This is a genomic window from Amycolatopsis sp. WQ 127309, from assembly GCF_023023025.1.
In the GTDB taxonomy this organism is placed as follows: domain Bacteria; phylum Actinomycetota; class Actinomycetes; order Mycobacteriales; family Pseudonocardiaceae; genus Amycolatopsis.
This window is the reverse complement of record NZ_CP095481.1, coordinates 1,296,278-1,316,416: the sequence shown is the minus strand read 5'-3', so window position 1 is coordinate 1,316,416 and position 20,139 is coordinate 1,296,278. Positions and strand designations below refer to the sequence as shown.

At 71.9% G+C, this 20,139-nt stretch carries 15 protein-coding genes; 9 read left to right on the top strand and 6 right to left on the bottom strand.

Annotation, left to right across the window (positions count from 1 at the left end; translation table 11 throughout):
- Positions 1–107 precede the first annotated feature (107 nt).
- Positions 108–3,377, bottom strand: a complete 3,270-nt coding sequence (locus tag MUY22_RS05565; RefSeq protein ID WP_247057758.1) for a BTAD domain-containing putative transcriptional regulator — start codon at positions 3,375–3,377, stop codon at positions 108–110.
- Between the two features lie 177 nt (positions 3,378–3,554).
- Between MUY22_RS05565 and MUY22_RS05560 the strand changes: the two genes are divergently transcribed.
- From MUY22_RS05560 to MUY22_RS05545, 4 genes are all read left to right on the top strand, one after another.
- Positions 3,555–3,827 (top strand): WXG100 family type VII secretion target, encoded by a 273-nt coding sequence (locus MUY22_RS05560; protein WP_247057756.1) that lies wholly within the window; start codon positions 3,555–3,557, stop codon positions 3,825–3,827.
- Entirely contained in the window at positions 3,824–4,096 is a 273-nt protein-coding gene (locus tag MUY22_RS05555) for a WXG100 family type VII secretion target (RefSeq protein ID WP_247057754.1), read from the top strand. Before MUY22_RS05560 ends, MUY22_RS05555 begins: the two co-directional genes overlap by 4 nt.
- 77 nt (positions 4,097–4,173) lie before the next feature.
- The gene (locus MUY22_RS05550) at positions 4,174–4,776 is read left to right on the top strand and encodes a response regulator transcription factor (RefSeq protein WP_247057751.1); all 603 of its coding nucleotides are present in this window, start codon (positions 4,174–4,176) and stop codon (positions 4,774–4,776) included.
- A 28-nt stretch (positions 4,777–4,804) separates the two neighbouring features.
- Positions 4,805–6,130 carry an amidase family protein gene (locus tag MUY22_RS05545; RefSeq protein WP_247057749.1) on the top strand — a complete coding sequence of 442 codons (1,326 nt, stop codon included), beginning with the start codon at positions 4,805–4,807 and terminating at the stop codon, positions 6,128–6,130.
- A gap of 458 nt (positions 6,131–6,588) precedes the next feature.
- On the opposite strand, the gene MUY22_RS05540 is transcribed toward MUY22_RS05545, so the two are convergent.
- The 4 genes from MUY22_RS05540 to MUY22_RS05525 all read right to left on the bottom strand — a co-directional run bounded on the left by MUY22_RS05540 (position 6,589) and on the right by MUY22_RS05525 (position 12,229).
- On the bottom strand, positions 6,589–7,830 hold the full coding sequence (locus MUY22_RS05540) for a cell division protein DivIVA (protein WP_247057747.1): 1,242 nt from the start codon (positions 7,828–7,830) through the stop codon (positions 6,589–6,591).
- A 130-nt stretch (positions 7,831–7,960) separates the two neighbouring features.
- Entirely contained in the window at positions 7,961–9,952 is a 1,992-nt protein-coding gene (locus MUY22_RS05535; RefSeq protein ID WP_247057745.1) for an SDR family oxidoreductase, read from the bottom strand.
- A 107-nt stretch (positions 9,953–10,059) separates the two neighbouring features.
- Positions 10,060–10,764, bottom strand: coding sequence for a class F sortase (locus MUY22_RS05530; RefSeq protein WP_247057743.1), 705 nt, complete (start codon positions 10,762–10,764; stop codon positions 10,060–10,062).
- A 4-nt stretch (positions 10,765–10,768) separates the two neighbouring features.
- Complete coding sequence (locus MUY22_RS05525; protein ID WP_247057741.1) at positions 10,769–12,229, bottom strand: hypothetical protein; 1,461 nt, start codon at positions 12,227–12,229, stop codon at positions 10,769–10,771.
- A gap of 333 nt (positions 12,230–12,562) precedes the next feature.
- Here MUY22_RS05525 and MUY22_RS05520 point away from each other — a divergent pair, with 333 nt between their 5' ends.
- The 4 genes from MUY22_RS05520 to MUY22_RS05505 all read left to right on the top strand — a co-directional run bounded on the left by MUY22_RS05520 (position 12,563) and on the right by MUY22_RS05505 (position 17,376).
- Positions 12,563–13,396, top strand: a complete 834-nt coding sequence (locus tag MUY22_RS05520; RefSeq protein WP_247057739.1) for a Bax inhibitor-1/YccA family protein — start codon at positions 12,563–12,565, stop codon at positions 13,394–13,396.
- Positions 13,397–13,549: 153 nt separating this feature from the next.
- The gene (locus MUY22_RS05515; protein ID WP_247057737.1) at positions 13,550–14,341 is read left to right on the top strand and encodes a hypothetical protein; all 792 of its coding nucleotides are present in this window, start codon (positions 13,550–13,552) and stop codon (positions 14,339–14,341) included.
- A 167-nt stretch (positions 14,342–14,508) separates the two neighbouring features.
- Positions 14,509–15,777: a YeeE/YedE family protein gene (locus MUY22_RS05510; RefSeq protein ID WP_247057735.1), complete on the top strand. Its 1,269-nt coding sequence runs from the start codon at positions 14,509–14,511 to the stop codon at positions 15,775–15,777.
- A 66-nt stretch (positions 15,778–15,843) separates the two neighbouring features.
- Positions 15,844–17,376, top strand: a complete 1,533-nt coding sequence (locus MUY22_RS05505) for a DHA2 family efflux MFS transporter permease subunit (RefSeq protein ID WP_247057733.1) — start codon at positions 15,844–15,846, stop codon at positions 17,374–17,376.
- Positions 17,377–17,758: 382 nt separating this feature from the next.
- Here the strand turns inward: MUY22_RS05505 and MUY22_RS05500 are convergent, their stop codons facing one another.
- Positions 17,759–18,979 (bottom strand): acetyl-CoA C-acetyltransferase, encoded by a 1,221-nt coding sequence (locus tag MUY22_RS05500; RefSeq protein WP_247057731.1) that lies wholly within the window; start codon positions 18,977–18,979, stop codon positions 17,759–17,761.
- Positions 18,980–19,105: 126 nt separating this feature from the next.
- Between MUY22_RS05500 and MUY22_RS05495 the strand changes: the two genes are divergently transcribed.
- Positions 19,106–20,050 (top strand): pentapeptide repeat-containing protein, encoded by a 945-nt coding sequence (locus tag MUY22_RS05495; protein WP_247057728.1) that lies wholly within the window; start codon positions 19,106–19,108, stop codon positions 20,048–20,050.
- Positions 20,051–20,139 lie beyond the last annotated feature (89 nt).

The following is a 20,139-nucleotide window of genomic DNA, read 5'->3' as shown; positions in this document are numbered from 1 at the left end:
CGGCGTATGCCCTGGTGGACGGCCCAGGCCAGGGCCCTGACCGCCCCGTGACGGAAGGGTCGACACGCGTGCTGAGCACGCCTGGCGGGACATCGATGACGTCGTTGTCACTCGCCGGCGGCCCGCGACCGGACCGAGTTGGCCCGGCGGATCCCGAACGGCTGCATCCGGGCCTCCGCGCGCCGGACGTCCCAGACCGCGCCGATGCCCGTGTAGATCGTCAGTGCGGCGCGGAACGCCGTGCGGGCGTCGTCCAGGCGGTCCGACTCGGCCAGCAGGATCGCCGCGTCCTCGGTGGCCTTGGCCTGCTTGAGCAGCCGGCCCGCCGCGCGGTAGTGCTCCGCCGCCGTCAGGACCGGTTCCGGGTCGCCCGTGACCAGGCCCCGGCAGTGCGCGGCCGCGGCCGCGTGCGCGGGCGGGACGTCGCCCTCGGGTTCGAGCAGCCGCAACGCCTGGTGCGCGTGCTGCTGGTCGCCGAGCGGCCCGGCGAGCCGGACGAGGTCGGGCAGCCACTGGTGCCGCGCGGCCGGCGGGTAGTTCTCCTCCAGCAGCGGCAAGAGCGCGGCCAACGCTTCTTCGGGCCGGCCGTCCTGCTCGGCCAGCAGCGACCGCGCCGCGAGCAGGAAGTCGCCGCCGTCGGGTTCGAGCCCCTTCGGGAACTGCTGCCGGCTCGCGGCTTCGAGGTGCGTCCGGGCCTGCCCCGGCTCGCCGCGGTGCCCGGCGATCAGCGCGCCGACGCCGTGCACGAGCAGCGCCGAACCCGGGCTGCGCAACACGTAGGAAGCGGTTTCCGCGCCGTCGCGGATCACCGCGTCCAGCTCGGCCAGCGCCTCCGGCCAGCGGCCCAGCCAGTAGTAGTGCACCGCGCCGGCCAGGTGCATCTCGCCCGGCACCGCGCGGGTCGCGGCGAGCCGGCGGGCGGCGTCGAGCGGCTCGGCGGCTTCGTCGAGGCTGTCGAGGTTCGGCACGGACAGCGCCGCGTCGTCGAGAGGGTGCAGCCCGGCCGGCACCAGCACCGCGCCCGGGTCGTCGCCCAGCCGTTCCAGCGTGGTCAGCAGCGACTCGTGCCGCCCGCGCCACATCTCCGGGACGTCCACGTCGTCGAGGGTCCGCTTCACCTCGGCCGTCGCCTCGGCGAAGTCGCCGCGGCGGTAGTAGATGTAGGCTAGGATCCAGCGCATCTCGGCCGCGCGCCTGCTGTCGGACGTCCGCGCGACGACCGAGCGCGCCTCGGCCTCGGGTTCGCGGCCGAGCCAAAACAGCAGCCGGGCCAGCGTCGCGGTGAGCGTCTCCCGCGCTTCCTGCTGCAGCGCCCCCTGCGTGACGGCGTGACGCAGCAGATCCACCGCGACGCGCGGGGTTTCGGTCGCGACCGTGCCGATGTTCTCCAGCAGCCAGCCGACGACCCACGGGTCGACCTGGGCCGGCGCCGCGGCGAGCTGCTCGGCGACGCGGTCCGCGGGCGCGCCCGCCGTCGCGAAGGCCTCGGCCAGCTGCCGGTGCAGCGCGACGCGCATCGCCGCGGGGGTCTTTTCGTAGAGCACGCGGCGCAGCAACGGGTGCCGGAACGCCACCCGGTCACCGGACTCGACGAGCACGCCGGAGGTGATCGCCTCGTCGACCGCGCCCACGAGCGACGTCGGCGGCCGCTCGGTGGCGACCGCGATGTCGGACAGCGAGAACTCGCGGCCCAGCAGCGCGGCCCAGCGCAGGGTGTCGCGCGTGCCGCTGGAGAGGAAGCTCAGGTACAGCGTGATCCGCGACCCCAGCGGGGACGGGATGTTCTGGCACGAGTTGCCGTCCAGGTGCGCGTGCACGCCGTCGAGCACGATCATCGACTGCGCCAGCAGCGTCTCGACGACTTCGCGGACGTAGCGCGGGTTCCCGGCCGCGTACGACACCAGCAGCTGCAGCCCGGGCCCCGGCGGCGCGCCCACCAGCTCGGTGGCGAGCTCGAGCGTGGCGCTCTCGGCCAGCGGCGGCAGCGCGAGCACGGTGGTGGTGTCGGCGTCCAGCTCGCCGCGCAGGTCGTCGAGCGCGGACAGCCGCGGCACCGGCCGGCACGCGCCGACGAGCAGCAGCGGCAGGTCCCGCGTCTCCCGGCTCAGGTACCGCCAGACGCGCAACGTCGAGTCGTCCGCCCACTGCAGGTCGTCGACCGCGAGCACCAGCGGCGCCTCCGCGCACAGCTCGCGGACGAGGCCGAGCAAGCCGTCGACCGGGTCTTCGCCGGGTTGCTCGGAGAGGCGGACGGCGAGGTCCGAGCGGCGCTCGTCGGTGGCCCGCGGGTGCACGCCCAGCGCGTCGAGCAACGGCCGCAGCGCGAACCGCTGATCCAGCGCGTCGGCGGCGGCGAACGCGGGCTTCACGTCGGCTTCCTGCGCCGTGGCGAGCACTTCGGCCAGCAGCGCGGTCCGGCCGCTGCCCGGTTCGCCTTCCAGCCACAGCGACCGGCCGGTGCCGTCGAGCAGGCCGGCGACGGCCTCGCGCAGCAGCGCCAGCTCGGCGTCCCGGCCGACGAAGACGTCCGTGCGGTCCGGAAGTGACGCGACCGGGAACCGTGTCACGCGGACGGGCGGCGCCGGCCTCGGGGCCGGCGGCTCGGCGAGCTTGTCCAGCAGTTCTTCGTACAATCGCCGCAGCGCCGGGCCCGGCTCGGTGCCCGACGACTCGACCAGCCTGTCGCGGACGTCGGCGTACACCGCGATCGCCTCGGTCCGGCGGTCGGACCGGGCCAGCGCGCGCATGAGCAGGCCGCGCAGCGTCTCGCGGAAGGGGTGCTCGCGGGTCAGCGCGGTCAGCTCGGCGACGAGCTCGTGGTGCCCGCCGGACTCCAGCACGATCTCGGCGCGGCGTTCGATCGTCGCCAGCCGCACCTCGCCGAGCCGGGCGCGCTGGGCGGCCGCGAACGGCCCGGGCAGCCCGGACAGCGGGACGCCGTGCCAGAGGCCCAGGGCTTCGTCGAGGGTTTCGCGCGCGCCGCGCAGGTCGCCGGCGGACTGCCGGCGCTGGGCCTGCTCGCGCAGGGCCTCGAAGCGGTGGACGTCGATCGCCTCGGCGTCCAGGCAGAGGGAGTAGCCGGACCCGATCGACGCGAGCAGCTGCGGGCCCTCGCCCTTGGCGCGGCCGGGCTCGAGCGAGCGCCGCAGCCCGGAGACGTAGGTGTAGATCGAACCCTGCGCGCTCTGCGGGGGCGCCTCGCCCCAGACGGCGTCGATCAGCTCCTCGCGCGAGACCGTGCGGTTGGGGTTCATCGCCAGTGCGGCGAGGACCGTGCGCCGGTGCGCGGAGCCGAGGTCGAGCTCTGTGTCGCCTCGCCAAGCTTGTACGGGACCCAGCAGCTGGAGTCTCGGTGCGGCGCTGTCCGCAGCCGACATCGGTCTCCCTTCGTGCGCTGACGTATCGTCACGCGCCGGATGCCTGAGGTGAGCATACGCGGCGGTCGTGAACCCGCAGGCAAGGATGGCGGACATTCGGGCAACGGCTACCGGGCGGGGTTTCGTTCGGCTGCCCGGTAGGCCACCCTCGGGTGCCGGACACGTGAGGAGCCGCGAATGAGTTCAGCCGCGCCGACGGACGACATGAAGTGCGCCGCTGTGCGTTTCGCGTCCGCCATCGAGGCCGCGAACTCCCAGCTCCGCGACGTCAACAGCGAGATGGCGACCCTGCAGGCGGCGTGGCGCGGCGAGGCCGCGGTGCGCTTCGGCCAGGCGATGAACGACTGGGAGCAGGAGTTCGACGTGATCCTCACCCGGCTCGCGTGGCTGCTGGAGGCCACCGGCGGCCGGGTCCCCCGGCAGCGGTCCGGCGGGCCGGGCGGGACATGACCGTGTCCCGCCAGCGGTTCGACTTCACCCTCGCCGACCTGGTGCTCGACCGGATGGGGTCGATCACCGGCGGCCTCGGCGACCTGCTGGCCGAGCTGGAGTCCACTGTGGAGCCGGGGCTGGCCGGCTGGACCGACGAGGCGCGGGAGCGGTACCTGCGGGCCAAGAGCGACTGGGCCCGGGCGGCCGAGCGGATGCCGGACTGCGTCGACCGCGCGCGGGAGGCGTTCGGCGAGCTGGCCCGCGGCTACGACGAGGCCGGTTCTTGAGCCGTCTTCACGGGCCTTCGGGCCGGCGTGAAGACGGAATAGGGAGGGCGTGAAGACCCACAGGTCATGCTCGGGGCATGAAGCCCGTCGAAGTGACCGTCCTCGCCTCGGACCCGATCACGCACGCCGGCGCGGTGAGCCTGCTGGAGTCCCATCCGGACGTCCGGATCACCGACCTGGTGCCCGACGTGCTGCTGGTGATGGAGGAGCACGTCACCGAGGCGGTGCTGGGCGAGATCCGGGCGGCCAAGGCCTCGCACGTCGTGCTGGTCGTGGAGCACTTCCGCGAGAGCGACCTGATGTCGGTGCTGGAGAGCGGCGTCGTGGCGATCCTGCCGCGCCGCGACACGGGCGGGTCCGAGCTGGTCACAGCGGTGATGGCGGCCGGCGACGGCACGGCGAACCTGCCGCCGCGGCTGCAGGGGGCGCTGCTTTCGCAGGTCCAGCGCATGCGCCGGGACGTCCTCGAGCCGAACGGGCTCACCCTCTCCGGGCTGGCCGCCCGTGAGTGCGACGTGCTGCGCCTGGTCGCCGAGGGCTTCGGCACCGAGGAAATCGCCGCGAAGCTGTGTTATTCCGAGCGGACCGTGAAGAACGTCCTCTACGGCCTGATGACCCGCTGCGGGCTCAACAACCGCGCCCACGCCGTCGCCTACGCGCTGCGGGCGGGCGCGATCTGAGGCCTTTTCGTGGGCTAGGGTCGCGATCATGGTGCTGACTGCCGCGGAGATCGCGGCTTCCGTGCGGGCCGGGACGCTCGATCCGGTGAACGTGGTCAGGGAAGCCCTCGACCGGATCGCCGCCACCGACGGCGTGGTCGGCGCGTTCCGCCGGGTGCGCGTCGAGGAGGCGCTGGCGGAGGCCGCCGAGGTCGCCGCGCGGCCCGATCTGGCGTCGCTGCCGCTGGCGGGGGTGCCCGTCGCGGTCAAGGACGTCACGGCGATCACCGGCGAGTTCGCATCGCACGGTTCGGTGGCGGGCCCGTCCACAGCGGTTCTCGAAGACGGCGTGATCGCGGCCCGGCTGCGCGCGGCCGGCGCGGTGCTCGTCGGGCTGACGCGCGTGCCGGAGCTGTGCGTCTGGCCGATGAGCGACACCCCGGACGGCATCGCCCGCAACCCTTGGGAGCCGACGTACGCCGCGGGCGGCTCGTCCGGCGGCAGCGCGGCGGCGGTGGCGTCCGGCCTGGTCCCGCTGGCCCACGGCACCGACGGCCTGGGCTCGATCCGCCTCCCGGCGGCGATGTGCGGGCTGGTCGGCCTGAAACCGGGCGCGGACCGGCTGGCCGAAGGCGGCTGGTTCGGCATGTCGGTACACGGCCCCCTGGCCACGACGGTCGCCGACGCGGCGGTCCTGCTGTCAGTACTGGCCGCGGACCCTTCACTGGCGACCGTGCCGACGCCTTCCGCGGTGCGCATCGGCACGTCGACGACGGTGCCGGTCCTCCACTCGCCGGTACCCCGCGAGCTGGTCGCGGCGGTCTCGCAGGCGGCGGACCTGCTTGCGGCGGTCGGGCACACGGTCGCGCCGGGCGCGCCGAAGTACCCCGTGTCGGCGCTCCTGGGCATCTCGGCCCGCTGGTGCGCCGGCCCGGCCGAGCAGGCCCAGGACTTCGACTTCTCCCGCCTGCAACGCCGGACCCGCACGCACGTCCGCCTGGGCCAGCTGTTCCGGAAGGCGGGCTTCATCCGCGAGCGCACGAAGCAGCGCTGGGTAGCGCGGGCGGAGGAGTTCTTCACGGACCACGACGTCCTGATGACGCCGACGCTGTCCCACTGGCCGGCGAAAGCAGGCCGCTGGCACGAGCGCAGGTGGGCGTCGAACGTGGTGCCGTCGCTGCGCTTGGCGGGCTTCACGGGCCTGTGGAACTTGGCGGGCTACCCGGCGATCTCGGTCCCGGTGAGCAGGGCGTCGACGTCGGGCCTGCCGACGTCGGTGCAGCTGGTGGCAAGGCCGGGAGGGGAGTCGCTGCTGCTGGGCCTGGCAGCCCAGCTGGAGGCGGCGAACCCCTGGCCCCGCACGACCCGCGCCTGACCGCCCCAATGTGGCGTTGGGTGCGTAGGACGCACCCAATGTGGCGTTCGGTGCGTCTGACGCACCCAACGCCACATTGGGGCGCTTGAGCCGTGCTGTCCACAACCGCCGGCGGTTGTGGACACTGCGGCTGCGCCGCCGCGCGGAGGTCCGGAACTGTCGGTGCCCGCCGGTAGCGTGGAATCGGGGGCTGCTCAGGCGGAAAGTCGCGCTGTCGGGCGGGCTTGTTCGGCTGGGCGGGTCCGCGCAACCGGCTGGGGCCGGCTCTGGTGGAGGCTGCGCGATCGACCGGAGGCGGCGAGGGCGCCGCTCAGGCAGAAGTCCACGCGATGAGCCCGCTCGGCAGGATGCCCGCGCCGTTGGTCGGGCTCTTCAGGAGGGTTCCCCCCATGGGACCGCACAGCACGAAGGCCGCGCCACCGACTTCGGCAGCGCGGCCTTCACGGCACTTCAAGACTTCAGGAGCTGGGCTTGCCCGCCGCGGGCGTCAGCGGCTTCGCGGCGCCATTGCCGTTCCCGTTCACCGGCTTGGTCGCCGGGCCGTGCTGCTTCGCCGGGGCGTTGTTGCCCGGCTTCGCCGCCGCCGGGGCCTGCTTGGCCGCCGCCGGGGGCTGCTTCACCGGAGGCGCCTGCTTCGCCGGGGGTGCCTGCTTCGCCTGCACCGGCGCCTTCGTCGCGCCCGAGGGCGCCGGGGGCTTGGCCGGCGTCGGCTGGACCACCGGGACCACCGGTGCGGCCGGGGTCGTCGGGGACTCGGCCGGGGAGTCGCCGCCCACCAGCCTGGAGGCCTGCGGGATCACGGCCTCCTCCGGCAGCGTCGCCAGCTGCGTCTCGCTGCGGTTGAGGATGTCCTCCGCCGCCGCCAGGCTCTTGCGGGCCTGCTCGCGGATCTCCGCCAGCCGCTCGACCTTGCGGTTCGCCGCCGTCGTGCGCTGGGCGGCCTGGGTCGTCGCCTCGTCGAGGCGGCGCTTGGCCTCGCCCGTGGCCTCGTCGAGCCGGCGCTTCGCCTCCGCCGTTGCTTCCGCGAGCCGGCGCTCGGCCTGGTTCTTGCTCGCCGTGCGCTGGTCGGCCACGTGCTTCTCCAGCGCCGCCTTCTGGGCCGTCTGGGACGCCTCGAACTCGCGCTCGAGCTTGCGGCGCTTGCGCTCCGCCTCGTTGTCGAGCAGTTCCCGCCGCTGGGCCGCCTCGACGGTGAGCCGCTGCACCTCCGCGCGCGTCTCGGAAAGCGCGTTCTCGTGCTCCGAATGGAGCAGATCGGCCTGCTTGTCCAGTTCCGTGACGAGCCGCGTGTAGCGCTCACGCAGCTTCGTCGACGCCTCGGTCGAGCCGGCCCACGTCTTCTCCGCGGCGGCTTCGGCGCGCTTGACGATCTCGTCCGCGCGGGCCTGCGCGAGCGTGACCGTCCGCTGCATCCGCTCGTCGAGGTCCTCGAGCCGCTCCGGCGGTTTCTTCAGCTCCTCGACGCGCGCTTCGAGCTGCCCGACCTGCTGCCGGACGGACTCCAGCTCGCGCGCGACCGCGGCGGTCTGCGCCACCGCGGCGTCACGGTCGCTGACGACCCGGCGCAGCTGCGCCTCGACGTGGTCGAGGTACTGGCGCACCTCGTTCCGGTCGAAGCCGTGCCAGGCCTGGGTGTACTCACGACGGAGGGGGAGCAGGCCGTTGAGGGCGCTTGCGGCATTCTCGCGCTCAGGAACCATGGGCCCGACCGTACCCGGGCACGCTGCGCTTCCGCCGTCCGGCTTGACAAATCACCAACACGTGTCGTGGCCTTGGCGGCGCGTCGCCGGAATGGCCGCACCCGGAAAACGCAGAGTCACCAGTGGAAGATCACCAGTGGAAGCCGCGGGACAGCCGGGCCAGCGCGGTCGCCGCGCGGGAGAGGTGTTTCTCGCCACGTCCGATCTTGAGCCCGCCCGAACCGCCCGCCGCGGTCGAATCCGGGAAGATCCGGAAACCCTGGTACGCGACGGCGTCGGTGAGGCCCGGCGTGAGCGTGTAGGCCAGCCCGATCGCCTGCCCGGCCGGCGTCCCGATGTGCTTCGGCCGCTCGAGGAGCGCCTTCATCACCATGTCCGCGGCCTGCTCCGGCGACTTCGTCGGGAACGCGTCGTAGATCTTCGTCGGCCGGATCATCGGCGTCCGCACGAGCGGCATGTGGATCGTGGTGAACGTGATCCCGTCGCCGTGCGTCTCGGTCGCCGCGATGCGCGAGAAGTAGTCGAGCGCCGCCTTCGACGCCGCGTACGCCGAGAAGCGCGGAGCGATGCCCTGGACGCCGATCGACGACACGTTCACGATGTGCCCGAACTTCCGCTCGGACATGTGCGGCAGCACCGCGAGGATCAGCCGGACCGCGCCGAAGTAGTTGATGGCCATCGCGCGCTCGTAGTCGTGCATCCGGTCGTACGACAGCCTGATCGACCGGCGGATCGACCGGCCGGCGTTGTTGACCAGCATGTCGATCCGGCCGTGCTCGGCGAGCATCGCGTCGACGGCCTTGTGCACCGAGTCCTCGTCGGTCAGGTCGGCCGGGTACACCGACGCCGTACCGCCGGCCGCGATGATCTCGTCGCGCACCTCTTCCAGCTCGTGCTGGCGCCGCGCCACGAGCAGCGGGATGCCGCCCGCCGCGGCGACCTTCAGCGCCGTCGCGCGGCCGATGCCCGACGACGCGCCGGTGATGATCACGCGCCGGCCGTCGAGCTCGCCGCGCGGGCCGTGCTTGCGCGCGCGGAACGGGTCGAGGTGCTCGCGCCAGTAGCGCCACAGCGTCGCCGCGTAGTCCTCCAGCGGCGGCACCTCGACGCGGCCGGCGAGGGCCTTGCGCGTCGCGGTCGAGGAGAACACCGACGGGAACGCCATCGTCTCCAGCAGCACCGGCGGGATGCCGAGGCGCTCGAGCACGGCGTCGCGCGCGATGGTGAAGCCGGGGATGTGCTCGGACAGCTTGACCAGCCCGACGATGCCCCGCGAGAGGCGCTCGTTGAGCTGCACCGTGATCGTCGGGGCGCCCGCGGCCTTCGCGAAGGCGTTGTACACCGAGACGACCGGCTGCGGCTCGGGGTTGACCAGGTGGAAGGCCTGGCCGTCGAGGCCAGGGCGGATCACCAGCTCCAGCAGTGCCTTGGCGACGTAGTCGACCGGGACGACGTTCGTGTCGCCGAGGTCGGGCCCGAAGATCGGCAGGTCGGGCAGCCCGGCGAGGCGGCTGATCGCGGGGAAGAGGTAGTACGGGCCGTCGACCTTGTCCATCTCGCCGGTGACGGAGTCGCCGACGACGACGGCGGGCCGGTACACCCGCCACGGCACGCTGTCCTGCTCGCGGACGATCTTCTCGGCCTCGAACTTGGTCCGGTGGTACGGCGTGACCAGCCGCTGGCCGGCGTCGAACATCTCCTCGGTGAAGACGCCGTCGTGGTCACCCGCGACGGCCACCGACGAGACGTGGTTCAGGCAGCCGGCGCGCAGGTCCGCGGCGAGGTCGACGACGGCGCGCGTGCCGTCCACATTGGCCTTGACGCTGGCTTCGTCGTCGGCGGTGAGGTCGTAGAGCGCGGCCAGGTGCACGACGTGGTCGACGTGCCCGCGCAGCTCGTCACGGTCCGTTTCGGACACCCCGAGCAGCGGCTCGCCGAGGTCGCCGGTGACCAGCGTGACGCGGTCGGAGTGTGGCCATTGGTCGACGAGCGCGGCCAGCTTGGCCCGCGAGGAGGCGCGCACGACCAGCGCCACGCGGTCGTCGTCGGGGCGGGAGAGCAGCAGCCGGGTGAACTGGCGCCCGATCAGTCCGGTCGCCCCGGTCACCAAGAACGTCGCCATCGTCGTCGCCTCACCTCTCGCCGCACACGCTGCCTGCCCCTGGGCATTGTGCTGCATCCGGACGTCGGTGACCACCGTGGCACCACGTGATGTTACCCACGAGTAACTTAGGCCGGGTCCGCGATGACGACGCGGTTCTCCTCGTAGCCGTCCGAACCGCCGACCCAGCGGCCGCCGCAGGTGACCAGGACGACCCGGTGCGGGCCGGACTGGCCGAACAGCTCGTCGGCGCGGGCGGCCAGGTCGTTCTTGTGCACCGTGACCAGCTGGGAGACGGTGTACCGCCAGGTCTTGCCCGCGCCGTCCACAATGGACACCTGGCCGCCGATGCGGTCGGTCCACAGCTCCGCGAACGGCCCGGTCGCGCCGCGCCAGTTGACGTGGCCGGCGAACACGCTCGCCCCGCCCGCCGCGTCCAGCTCGGCGCCCCACCAGGTCGCCTGGCCGAGGTCGGCGGGGATCGGCAGCTCGGCGCCCGGCCCGAGTTCCTTGCGCACCAACGTCGCCGTGCCGCCGCCGGGCAGCCGGACGGTGCCCGGCTGCTGCGGCGCGGGCACCCGCGGGGTCTCCGCCGCCGGAGCCGCCGCGGTCGACGTCGGCGGCGCAGGAGGCAGCGGTTGCACAGAAGAAGGTGGCGTCGAAGTCGCCGGCGCCCCGCCCGGCGACCGCCCGGCCGCGGGGGCGGGCAGCGCCGTCCCCGCGACGACGGTCGTCGACGGCGGCGCGTCGATCACGCCGGTGGCGACCTGCACCGCCAGCACCGTCACCGCACCCGCTGCGAAACCGGCCAGCAGCCGGGCTTTGCCTGCCATCTCGCTACCCGCGCGACGCCCGCCGAGCGGCGAAGCCGACCAGCGCGGAACCCAGCAGGGCGAGCAGGCCGAGCCCGGCCACGCCCAGCCCCGAGTAGCTCGTCTCGACCGTGCCGTGGGCCAGCGCGACCGGCTGGTCGCCCGCCGGGATGGCGTGCGGCACCTCGTTCGGCTTGTTCGACACGGTCAGCGCGAGCGTCTTGCCCGGCTCGATCTTCCCGCAGGCCGACGGCGGGTTCTGCGGGTCGTACGCGTTCGTGTAACCCGGCGGCGGGCTGACCTCGACGACGCAGATGTCCTGCGGTGCCCGCAGGTTCTCGACGGTGACCCCGCCGGTCTTCCCGTCGGTGGTGACGACGGCGGGCTTGCCGTCGGCGCCGTTCAGCGGCTTCCCGTCCTGGCCGAGCGCGGCCGACGTCTTGTCCGCGCCGGTGATCCGCAGGACCGCGCCGCCGACGCCCTTGCCGCTGTTCGCGTCGACCTTGGTCACCTGCACCACGCCCGGCTTCGCGACGTTGACGACGCCCTGGGCGGTCAGTTCCTTCTCGCCGCCGGTCGAGACGACCCGCTGGACGCCGGTGTTGACCGGAGCGCGCACGTACGGCCGGTCGGCGGGAGCGGTGAGCGACGCGGCCAGCTCGGGCTTGTCCCCGGTCGGCGTCAGCGACACCTTCACCGTGCCGTCCTCGCCGGTCTTGATCGTGACGTCCTTGGCCGCGGCCTGCGGGCTCGCGTTGCCCGCGGCCGTGGCGGCCTTCTGTTCGCCGAGCGTCGCGGCGGTCGCCGTCACCTTCACCGGGACGTCGGCGACGCCCTTGCCCTTGGCGTTCTTGACCGTCACCGTCCACTCGCCGGCGGTGCCGACGTGCTGGTCGTCCTTCGGCGTCGTGACCGACGCGGTCCACGGGCCGCGGTTGGTCTCGGCCTCGGTCGTCAGCCGCTCGACGGCGGCGACGGCGTCCGCGGGCAGCTTGCCCAGGTGGAAGTCCGCGTCGTAACCGATCTTGTCGGCGGTCAGCGACGGGTCGAGGTCGGCGGCCGAGCGCGGCGCCGCCGTCCAGGAGTGCAGCAGGTGCGCGAGCGCCGCGGCTTCCTCGGGCTTCTTCGTGTCGCCGTAGCGCAGCAGCAGGTAGGAGATGTTGGCCGCCTGGTCCGCGGGCAGCTTCGTGCCCCACTTCGTCAGCAGCTCGTCGCCGGGCTTGTACTCCTCGTCCGTGTTCGGGGCCTTGAGCTGGAAGCTCACGCAGAACACCTGCTGCCCGCCGACGATGTAGGAGCCCAGCCAGTTGCGGCTCGGCGTCGGTTTCATCGGCTGCCCGGGCTTGACCTCGTAGCCGATGCCCTCCTGGGACGCCGCCGACGCCGCCGGGGCCCCGACCGTCACCGAGAGGGCGCCGAGCAGGGCGGCCGCGACCAGGCCGGTGAGCGCGCGTCGACCCGCGCGCGGGCGTGCAGACCACCCCATGGTGTTTCGACTCCTTCGACGGTCCCGCGCCGACGTCGGGGTGTCGTCGCAGGTCACACGTTTGATCAAGTCTCAGGTGCGCTTTCGGTGAAGATCCGAACACGCCAAGTGAGGGTCGCTCGAACTGGTTGGGGATGTCTAGCGTCCATCGGGTGCCTGTCGGCGAACGGTCGTGACGTCGGTCGCATACGGTGTGCGCGAGGACCGCTGACCAGGCGTCGAGTAAAGTCGTCTTTACTCGACGGGAACCGCGCGTCCCCGACGGTCGTTGGACCCGATGCAGCGTTGATTCACGCAGCTTGATTGACAAAGCAGCAGATCCAGGAGGATCAGGTGCGTTCCAGTAGCAACCCGGCGTTCCGCAACCTGCCAAAGGGCGGAACGCAGACTTACGGCCAGTACGGCCCCCCGGTGGGCTTCAACCAGCCCCAGGGCGGCGTGCCCGGGTACGGCCCGGGACAGGTCTCCTCCGGCGAGGGCGACCGCCCGATGACGGTCGACGACGTCGTCGTCAAGACGGGGATGAGCCTCGGCACCACGCTGCTCGTCGGGATCGTCACGGCGATCTGGGCGCAGAACCAGCTGGCCGACACCGGCCGGCTGTCCGGCGCGCTCATCGGGGCGATGCTCGGCGGCCTGGTCGTCGGGCTCGTCATCTCGCTGGTGATCATTTTCAAACAGAAGGCGAGCGCGCCGCTCACGCTCGTCTACTCGGCCGCCGAAGGCCTGTTCCTCGGCGCGCTGAGCGGCGTGTTCGAGGTGATCTACCCCGGGATCGCGCTGCAGGCGATCGTCGGCACCATGGGTGTCTTCATCGGCATGCTGGTGGTCTACAAGACCGGTGCTGTCAAGGTGACGCCGAAGCTGACCAAGTGGATCGTCGGCGCCGTCGTCGGTGTCGCGATCCTGATGCTGTTCAACCTGATCAGTGCGCTGGCCTTCGGCTTCAACCCGCTGCGCGACGGCGGCCCGATCGCCATCATCTTCAGCATCGTCTGCATCGGCATCGCGGCCTTCAGCTTCCTGCTCGACTTCGACCAGGCGGACCGGATGATCCGCGAGGGCATGCCGTCGAAGTGGGCCTGGTACGTCGCCTTCGGCCTGATGACCACCCTGGTCTGGCTGTACCTGGAGATCCTGCGGCTGCTGTCGTACCTCCGCGAGTAAGCTGGCTCACAGTCCTGCAGTGAAGGCGCTCCGTAATCGACGGGGCGCCTTTTCTGTCGGTAAATGTCTCATCCGTGGACCCCGCTGCGGACGCTGATCACCCTGCGTGTTTGATGTGCCGGTCAGTTCTCTTTCACATGTGTGAGGTTCACAGTGAGCGTTCCCCCTCCGGCCCCCGGGGGCCAGCAGCCGGTGGGTCAGCCCGATCCCTACGGGCCGCCTCCCGGCGGCCAGCAGCAGCAGTACGGCCAGCCGCAGTACGGCACGCCGCCGCAGGGTCAGCCGCAGCCGCAGTACGGCACGCCGCCCCAGGGCCAGCCGGTCCAGGGGCAGCCGGGCCAGTACGGCCCGCCGCCCGGACAGCCCGGCCCGTACGGCCCGCCGCCCGGCCAGCCCGGTTACCCGCCCGCGCCGCCGGCCCCGCCGAAGAAGTCGAAGGCGCTCTGGATCCGCCTCGCCATCGTCGCGGTGATCGTGGTCGTCGGCGGCACGCTGGCGATCGTCAACTTCGCCACGTCGCCGGCCAGCTCGAACGCCGGTGACTGCCTGTCGGTCACCGAGTTCACCTCGGGTGGCGACGAGCCGAGCAAGGCCGACTGCAACGATCCGAGCGCGAACGTGAAGATCGCCAAGAAGCTGGACAGCTCCAGCGACTCCTGCCCGGGCGGCAGTGACGCGGCGTACGACACCTACACCGTCAGCGGCCGCAGCTCCTACAAGCTGTGCCTGATGATCAACGCCAAGCAGGGCGACTGCCTGACGAACTTCACCTCGAAGACGCAGGGCTACAAGAAGGTCCCGTGCTCCGACCCGTCGAAGGACGGCGAGCTCGTCAAGGTCGTCAGCGGCCAGGCCGACCAGAGCGTCTGCGAGGGGACCGACGCCACGCGCGTCGCGGTCTACCCGGAGCCGGCGACGACGATGTGCGTCAAGACGAACGAGTAACACCGCAAGACCGGAGAAGGCCCCTTCGCCTCGGCGAGGGGGCCTTCTCGGCGTTCAGGGCTACTGGACTGCTCCATTCGTCCCACACTGTGCGACGGGCTGCGACGGACCCGGCCCCGGTCCTAGCTTTGATCGTCCTGCTCCGCCGACCCGAGCCTGGAGTACTGGTGGCGACGACCGAATCACCGGCCGGTGACAAGAAGTTCCTCGAGTTCCCCACCTCCTGCGCCGCGCCCGTGCCGCGGCCGGAGGAGCCCGTCCGCGTCGTCCCGCTGGCCGTCGCCGGTGTCCTGGCGGTGGGCCTGACCTGGTACGTCTGGGCGGCCTACGGCGCCAAGTCCGGCGTCCTCCTGCTGCTCGGCCTCGGTCTCGGGCTCGCGCTGTTCCACTCGCGGTTCGGCTTCACGTCGGCGTGGCGGCAGCTGATCGCCGTCGGCAACGGCCAGGGCCTGCGGGCCCACACCGTCCTGCTCGGCACGGCCGCGACGCTGATCGCGCTGATCGCCGGCACCGGCAGCGGGCTGTTCGGCAGCAAGCCGGCCCCGACGGCCAGTCCGCTCGGGCTCGCCCTCTTCGCCGGCGCGACGCTCTTCGCGATCGGCATGCAGCTCGGCGGCGCGTGCGCGTCCGGCACGCTGTTCGCGGTCGGGTCGGGCCAGTCGGCCATCGTGCTGACGCTGGGCGGGTTCATCACCGGCTCGGTGCTCTACACCTGGGCGTACCCGGTGCTCAGCGGCTGGCCGGAGGTCAAGGGTGTGCTGCTGGCCGACCACGTCGGCTGGTTCGGCTCGTGGGCGATCACCATCGCCGTGCTCGCCGGGATCGTGGTGGTCACCCGCGCGGTGCAGAAGCGCCGCACGCCGCCGCCGGTGGACGCCGTGCCGACCGCGCGCGGCTTCGCGCGGGTCTTCCGCGGCTCGTGGCCGATGCTCGCCGGCGCGCTCGTGCTCGGCGTGCTGGCCGGCGCGGTGTTCCTGGTCTCGGGCGGGATCTGGGGCGTCACCAGCGCGTTCTCGTTGTGGGGCGCGAAGGTCCTGCAGGTGTTCGGGCTGCACCCGGAGAGCTGGGCGTTCTGGCAGCAGAAGGCGAACGCGACGTCGCTGGCCAACCCGATCTGGAAGGACAAGAACAGCCTCACCGACATCGGGATCATGATCGGCGCGGCGGTGGCCGCCGCGGCCGCGGGCGCGTGGAAGATCCACAGCTCGATCCCGTGGCGCACGGCGGTCGCGGCGATCCTGGGCGGGATCATGATGGGCGTCGGCGCACGGATGGCGGGCGGCTGCAACATCGGCGCGTACCTCGGCGGCATCTCCACCGGCAGCCTGCACGGCTGGCTGTGGGGCGTCTTCGCGCTCGGCGGCACCTGGATCGGGCTGAAGCTTCGGCCGCTGTTCGGGCTCGCGAACCCGGTTCCGACCGACAGCATCTGCTGAGACGTTTTTGTCGGTGGCCCCCGGTAGTCTCGCGGACGAAACCACTACCTGGGGGAATCGTTCCTGATGTCAACGCAAAGTACGGCCGCCGCGCCGCAGGGTGACGCGCTCGACGCGGGGGTGCTGAAGGTCGCGTCCGTGGTGGTGCTGGGCGCCATCATGGCGATCCTCGACACCACGGTCGTCAACGTGGCGCTGCAGAAACTCACGATCGAGTTCTCGACGTCGTTCGACGTCATCCAGTGGGTCGCCACCGGCTACCTGCTCGCGCTCGCCACGGTGATCCCGATCACGGGCTGGGCGTCGGACCGCTTCGGCACCAAGCGGCTCTACATGGTCGCGATCGTGCTGTTCCTGGCCGGCTCGATGCTCGCGGGCCTGGCGTGGAACATCGAGACGTTGATCGGATTCCGCGTCCTGCAAGGCTTCGGCGGCGGCATGCTGATGCCCTGCGGCATGACGATCCTGACCCGCGCGGCGGGCCCGCAGCGGATCGGGCGCGTGATGGCGGTGCTGGGCGTGCCGATGCTGCTGGGCCCGATCGGCGGCCCGATCCTCGGCGGCTGGCTGGTCGACGCCGTGAGCTGGCGCTGGATCTTCTTCATCAACGTGCCGATCGGCGTCGTCACGCTGCTGCTGTCGTGGCGGCTGCTGCCGAAGGACGAGCCGGAGGCGGCGTCCCGCTTCGACTTCGCGGGCATGCTGATGGTGTCGCCGGGGCTCGCCGCGCTGATCTTCGGCGTCTCGAAGATCCCGTCCGCGGGCGGCGTCACGGCCGTCGAGGTCTGGCTGCCGGCGCTGGGCGGCCTGGCGCTGCTGGTGGCGTTCGTGCTGCGCGCGCTGCGCGTGGCCAATCCGCTGGTCGACCTGCGGCTGTTCAAGAACCGCGCGTTCACCTCGGCGATGGTGACGATGTCGCTGTTCTTCGTCGCGTTCCTCGGCGGGATGATGCTGCTGCCGACGTACTTCCTGCTGGTGCGCGGCGAAACGACGCTGCACGCCGGGCTGCTGCTGGCCCCGCAGGGCTTCGGCGCGATGATCACGATGCCGATCGCCGGCCGGCTCGCCGACAAGGTCGGGGTGCGCAAGATCGTGCTGCCGGGCATGGTGCTGCTGGTCGGCTCGATGGCGATGCTGACCCAGGTCACCGCGACCACGCCGTACTTCGTGCTGCTGTCGGCGCTGTTCGTGATGGGCCTCGGCATGGGCTGCACGATGATGCCGATCACGACGTCCGCGCTGCAGACGTTGCAGCCCAAGGACATGGCCCGCGCGTCCACGGCCACGAACATCGTCCAGCAGACCGCGGGCGCGATCGGCTCGGCGGTGATGGCGACGATCCTGGCGGCCCTGCTGGCGGGCAAGTTCGGCGTCCCGACGGCCCAGGGCCAGCTCGCGGCCACAGCGGCGATCATGAACCCGGCCACCCACGAGGCGGCCACCGGCCTGGCGGCCGACGCCTTCTCGACGACGTTCGTCTGGTCCCTGGTCCTGGTGGTCCTCTGCGTGATCCCGGCACTCTTCCTCCCGAAGTCCCGCCCAACCGCCCCGGCAGTCCCGGAAGGCGAGGAACTCACCCCACCAGTAATGCTCCACTGACCAGCCACGCGCCCAACCACGCGAGTGACGAGCCCAATCACGCGAGTGACGAGCCCAATCACGCGAGTGACGAGCCCAATCACGCGAGTCACGCGCTCGATCACGCGAGATACGCGGCTGATCACGCGAGCCGACCCCGGTCCACGGGTTCGGCTGGGGTCACGTCGGTGGGTGGTGATCACAGGGTCGACACGCGTGATCGGAGAGCCGACACGCGTGATGGAGAGGTCGACACGGCCCCGCCGTCCGGGTTCGCCGTGTCGACCCTCTGATCACGCGAGTTGACCTCCCGATCACGTGTGCCGGCTTCCGGATCACACCTCCGGACACGCCGAAGGCCACCACCGGGACTCCCGGTGGTGGCCTTCGGCCGTTCAACGACTCAGGAGAGGCGTTCGATGATCAGCGCCATGCCCTGGCCGCCGCCCACGCACATCGTCTCCAGGCCGAACTGCTTGTCGTGGTGCTGCAGGGAGTTGATCAGCGTCGACGTGATGCGCGCGCCCGTCATGCCGAACGGGTGGCCCACCGCGATCGCGCCGCCGTTGACGTTCAGGCGGTCCAGGTCGATGCCCAGGTCGCGGTACGACGGGATGACCTGCGCGGCGAACGCCTCGTTGATCTCCACCAGGTCGATGTCGCCGATCGACAGGCCGGCGCGGGACAGCGCCTGCTTCGACGCCTCGACCGGGCCGTAGCCCATGATCTCCGGGGACAGGCCCGTCACGCCCGTCGACACGATCCGCGCGAGCGGCGTCAGGCCCAGCTCGCTCGCCTTCGTGTCGGACATGACGACCAGGGCCGCCGCGCCGTCGTTCAGCGCGCAGCAGTTGCCCGCCGTGACGCGGCCGTCCGGGCGGAACACCGGCTTCAAGCCCGAGACGCCTTCGACCGTGACGCCCGCGCGGGGGCCGTCGTCCTTCGAGACGACCGTGCCGTCCGGGAGCGTCACCGGGGTGATGTCCTTGGCCCAGAAACCGTCGGCGATGGCTTTCTCGGCCAGGTTCTGCGAGCGGACGCCGAACTCGTCCATGTCCTCGCGCGTGACGCCCTTCTGCCGCGCCAGGTTCTCGGCGGTCTGGCCCATCGCGATGTAGACGTCGGGGACGTCCCCGGCGGTGCGCGGGTCCGTCCAGCTGTCGGTGCCGGACTCCGCCGTCGACGCCGTCCGCTTCTCGGCGTCGGCGAACAGCGGGTTGTGCGTGTCCGGCCAGGAGTCCGAGCTGCCCCGCGAGAAGCGCGACACGGTCTCGACGCCGGCCGAGATGAAGACGTCGCCCTCGCCGGCCTTGATCGCGTGGAACGCCATCCGGGTCGTCTGCAGGCTGGACGAGCAGTAGCGCGTGATGGTGCAGCCGGGCAGGTGGTCGTACCCGAGCTCGACGGCGACCGCGCGGCCCATGTTGAACCCGGACTCGCCGCCCGGCAGGCCGCAGCCCAGCATCAGGTCGTCGATGTCGGTGGGGTCGAGCTGCGGCACCTTGGCCAGTGCCGCCTGGATCATCTGCACGGTCAGGTCGTCGGGTCGCATGCTGACCAGCGAGCCCTTGTTGGCGCGCCCGATCGGCGAGCGCGCGGTGGAGACGATGACGGCTTCAGGCATGACGTGACACATCCTCGTATCGCGAGCTAAGCGTGCTAAGCGGTTGCTCACCATAGTGCCGTGAACCACGCCCGGGACAAAGCCGAACGCGACCAAGGCAACAGCCGAGCTGGCAGGATCACCCGGGTGGGGACCGAGGCGCGGGTGCTGGGCACGAGGACGATCCTGCTCTGGGGCGCGGGCCTGCTGCTGCTCGCCGGGCTGGCGGCGACGCTGTTGCTGTCGCTGCTCGGCGGGGGCCGGCCCGAGGACTCCGCCCGGCTGGACGCGCTGCGCACCGCGGCCAACATCGTCGTCGGCACCGGGGGTGCGGCCGCGCTGCTGCTGGCCGCCCGGCGGCAGCGCTCCGCCGAGCTGGACCTGGTGCAGAAGGACCACGACGCCACCGAACGCCGGGTCACCGAGATGTACAGCAAGGCCGCCGACCAGCTCGGCAGCGAGAAGGCGCCGGTCCGGCTCGCCGGGCTGTACGCCCTCGAACGGCTCGCCGGCGGGTACGCGCCGCACCGGCAGACCATCGTCAACGTGCTCTGCGCGTACCTGCGGATGCCGTTCAAGCACACCGCGAAGAACGCCGAGGAGCTGCAGGTCCGCAAGACCGCGCAGCGCATCCTGCAGCTGCACCTGCGCGCCGGGTCCGTCGAACAACCGAACGAAGGGTTCTGGCCGGACGTCGACCTCGACTTCTCCGGGGCGACGCTCGTCGGGCTGAACCTCACGCACTGTTCGATCCGGTCGATCGTCTGCTACGGGACGACGTTCCTCGAACTCGTGTCGTTCCGCGGCACCGAATTCCGCACCAAAGCCGACTTCAACAAAGCGGCTTTCAAGGACCGCGTCGATTTCCGCGGCACCGTTTTCGGTGGGGACCGTGACTCCTTCAACGGCGCCGTCTTCGCAGGTCCGGTCGATTTCGGGACGAAGACCGCGGCGCGGCTCGCCGGGGCCGAGGCGCAGCGCGGCTTCGCCAGGACCTGGCCCCCGGACTGGGAAGAGCGCCCGATCGCCGACCGGCCGGACCGCACGCGATTGACTCGAAAGGACGCACCGCCGGACCCCGGCACCCGATAGGATCCGTTCAGGAAAGAGCTTCGTCATTCCGGAACCGGGGGAGGTGAGCCGGATGGTCGAACATCGAGGCACTCGCTGGGCCTTCTTGC